The 2,279-nt window shown below is 77.1% G+C and carries 4 protein-coding genes; 3 read left to right on the forward strand and 1 reads right to left on the reverse strand.

Translation table 11 applies throughout. The features are described 5' to 3' along the window. Window positions 1–803: HAMP domain-containing sensor histidine kinase (locus PYV61_RS24395; protein ID WP_275836479.1), on the forward strand; the 803-nt coding region annotated here is incomplete at its 5' end. An 18-nt stretch (window positions 804–821) separates the two neighbouring features. Next, the gene (locus PYV61_RS24400; RefSeq protein ID WP_275836480.1) at window positions 822–1,442 is read left to right on the forward strand and encodes a response regulator; all 621 of its coding nucleotides are present in this window, start codon (window positions 822–824) and stop codon (window positions 1,440–1,442) included. Window positions 1,443–1,450: 8 nt separating this feature from the next. Here the strand turns inward: PYV61_RS24400 and PYV61_RS24405 are convergent, their stop codons facing one another. Further along, window positions 1,451–1,678 (reverse strand): hypothetical protein, encoded by a 228-nt coding sequence (locus PYV61_RS24405; RefSeq protein ID WP_275836481.1) that lies wholly within the window; start codon window positions 1,676–1,678, stop codon window positions 1,451–1,453. Between the two features lie 100 nt (window positions 1,679–1,778). On the opposite strand from PYV61_RS24405, the gene PYV61_RS24410 reads away from it, so the two are divergent. After that, window positions 1,779–2,279: DUF6265 family protein (locus PYV61_RS24410; protein WP_275836482.1), on the forward strand; the 501-nt coding region annotated here is incomplete at its 3' end.

Genomic DNA, 2,279 nt, shown 5'->3' on the forward strand with positions numbered 1-2,279 from the left:
ACGGGACGCACGCGCTGGTCGAGGAGCTGGCGTCGCGCGCCGGGCTGGCCGCCGAGCACGCGCGGCTGCCCGCGGCCGCCGAGGCGGCCGCGCGCGAGCGCGAGCGGCTGCTGGCGGTGGTCGCGCACGACCTGCGCAACCCGCTCGGCGCGGTGGCGCTGTACGCCGAGATGCTGGCCGGGCTGCAGCCCGACGACGGCGCCGACCCGTACGTGCGCGGCGCGCTGGCGACGATCCACGACAGCACGACGACGATGCAGCGGCTGGTCGAGGACCTGCTCGACGCGTCGTCGCTGCGGGCCGACGCGCTGCGCGTGCGGCGCGCGCCGACGCCGGCCGGGGCGCCGTTCGCGGAGGCGGAGCGGATGCTGCGCCCGCTGGCCGAGGCGCGCGGGGTGACGTTCGTGGTCGCCGGCGCCGAGGGGTGCGCCGACGTCGCGCTGTCGATGGACGGCCCGCGCGTGGTGCAGCTGCTGTCCAACGTCGTCGGCAACGCGGTGCGCTTCACGCCCCCCGGCGGCGCGGTGACGGTGCGCTACGCGCTCACCGACGACGCGCTGCAGGCGTCGGTGGCCGACACGGGGCCGGGGATCGCCGACGACGACCTGCCGCACCTGTTCACCGCCTTCTGGCGCGGCGACCGCCGCGACGCCGGCGGCGCGGGGCTCGGGCTCTGGATCGCGCGCGCGATCGCGGAGGCGCACGGCGGCGCGCTCCGCGTCTCGTCGCGGCCGGGGCTGGGCGCCACCTTCCACTTCACGATCCCCCGTGAGGCCCCGGCCCCGCGGCGCTGGGAAGACTGAGAGCACCGACCGGAGCCCATGTCACGCATCCTGATCGTCGAGGACAACGCGCCGCTCGCCGAGGCGCTGCAGCGCACGCTGGCGCTGGAGGGGCACCAGGTGCTGCACGCCTCGCGCGCCATGGAGGCGCTGGCGCGCGCCACGCACGAGCCGCCCGACCTGGTGGTGCTGGACCTCGGGCTCCCCGACAAGGACGGCTACCACGTGCTGCGGGAGCTGCGCGCGCGCGGCGCCGAGTGCCCGGTGCTGATCCTCTCCGCGCGGTCGCTGGAGTCGGACAAGGTCGAGGGGTTCCGGCTCGGCGCCGACGACTACGTGACCAAGCCGTTCGGCGCGATGGAGCTGCTGGCGCGCATCTCGTCGCTGCTGCGCAAGGCCGCGCGCCTGGCGGCGGCCGCGCCGGCGGGGGGCGGCGGGATGCGGGTGCTCGACGACGGGGAGCTGAAGGAGCGCTACGGGCTCACCGAGCGGCAGGTGACGGTCGCGCGGCTGATGGCCGAGGGGTGCACGAACGCCGAGATCGCGGAGCGGCTGGGGCTCAGCTTCTTCACGGTGCGGAACCACGCGGAGCAGCTGATGGGGAAGCTCGGCGTGTCCAATCGGTCCGCCGTCGGGCCGCTGCTCCTCGAGCCGATGTAGCCGCGCAGCTAGAAGTTCCGCATCGCGTCCGCGACCATCTCGTTCGTCGACTGCGCCGCGCGCAGCGAGGCCAGCATCGCGTACTGCGCGACGGCCATCCCGGCCACCGCGCCGGCGACGTCCGCCGTCCCGGCCGGCGACGCGCTCTCGGCCACGCGCCCCGCGGCCCGCTCGAAGCGGGCCTGGTTCTGCGTGATCCCCTGCAGCGCCGCCGACGTCATGCCGCCGACTCGCATCGGCTCCTCCGTCGTATGGGTTCGGTGAGAGTGTCGGCGCGCGCGGTCGCGGACTTGAGCGGGGGGCGGTAGGATGGGGCGTCTCCCACCCCGACCTCCCATGCGCGTCGCCCTCCTGCTCGCCGCCACGGCGATCCTCCCGCTCCCCGCGCCGGCCCAGGGGCCGACGGGAACCGCCGCCCTGGGCTGGATGGCCGGCTGCTGGGAGCGGCGCGCCGGCGCGACGCTGGTCGAGGAGCAGTGGACCGCGCCGCGCGGCGGCGTGCTGCTCGGCGTCGGGCGCACCACGCGCGGCGACACGCTGCGCGAGTGGGAGGCGACGCGGATCGTCGACGGCCCCGACGGGTCGCTGGTGTACGCCGCGACGCCCTCCGGGCAGGCGCCCGCCGAGTTCCGGATGGCGCGCCCGGCGTCGGGCGGCGACGCGTGGCGCGCGCTGGCGTTCGAGAACCGCGCGCACGACTTCCCGCAGGTCGTGCGCTACCGCCCGCAGGGGCGCGACTCGATGGTCGCGCGCGTCGAGGGGGCGGGCGGCGCGCGCGGGGACCACTTCGCGTACCGCCGCGCGCCGTCCTCCGGCGACGCGCGCGCGGCGGCCGAG

Origin of the sequence: Roseisolibacter sp. H3M3-2, from assembly GCF_029211165.1 — a bacterium.
Lineage (GTDB): Bacteria > Gemmatimonadota > Gemmatimonadetes > Gemmatimonadales > Gemmatimonadaceae > Roseisolibacter.

What these genes read in the sequence shown, in the direction of transcription:
- PYV61_RS24400 (WP_275836480.1), top strand. Translation starts at nt 822, where the DNA reads ATGTCACGCATCCTGATCGTCGAGGACAACGCGCCGCTCGCCGAGGCG.
- PYV61_RS24405 (WP_275836481.1), bottom strand. Translation starts at nt 1,678, where the DNA reads ATGCGAGTCGGCGGCATGACGTCGGCGGCGCTGCAGGGGATCACGCAG.